This is a genomic window from Lujinxingia vulgaris (assembly GCF_007997005.1).
Classification (GTDB): domain Bacteria; phylum Myxococcota_A; class Bradymonadia; order Bradymonadales; family Bradymonadaceae; genus Lujinxingia.
In genome coordinates, this window is sequence record NZ_VOSL01000081.1 from 1 (window position 1) to 554 (window position 554).

A 554-nucleotide genomic window follows, 5' to 3' on the forward strand; every position below is an offset into this window, starting at 1 on the left:
GAAAGCATCATCTACGATGCTTCAAGATGCAGAACATCCGTGTCCCAACCCGAACCTGTCAGATGCCTCACAGTGAGGCTCATGATACGGCTTTGTTTGAAAACGCCCGAGTGCTCGACACTAGAGTGTGTTGAGCGTGCCCTGTCTGGATTCCTGTGTCTTTCTATACAAGGACCTGTAGCTCAGGTGGTTAGAGCGCACCCCTGATAAGGGTGAGGTCGCTGGTTCAAGTCCAGCCAGGTCCACTTGGTGTCGCGTTCGCGATACCTGTCTCGGGAATAGCTTGTAGCGTGACGTGAGTCACAACCGGCAAGCAGGCAACAGGCATAGCGCCTCTGCTTCTGGGGGATTAGCTCAGTTGGGAGAGCATCGCCTTTGCAAGGCGAGGGTCATCGGTTCGAGCCCGATATCCTCCACTGGCCCGAGCGCCAAGTCTTTGACAAGTCAATAGGATGGTAAACGCATTAGTGTATTTCAGCGTGAAGACGCTTGAGATACGAGCGTGATGTTTCGGCGGGGAGACCCGTTCGAAATATTGCACAGGCAGACCGCGC

2 tRNA genes are annotated in these 554 nt (G+C 54.3%); both read left to right on the forward strand.

The features are described 5' to 3' along the window. The first annotated feature begins 171 nt into the window (after positions 1 to 171). Positions 172 to 245: transfer RNA gene (locus FRC96_RS15990), tRNA-Ile, on the forward strand. A gap of 98 nt (positions 246 to 343) precedes the next feature. Further along, positions 344 to 416 (forward strand) — tRNA-Ala (locus tag FRC96_RS15995). The last annotated feature ends 138 nt before the right edge of the window (positions 417 to 554 follow it).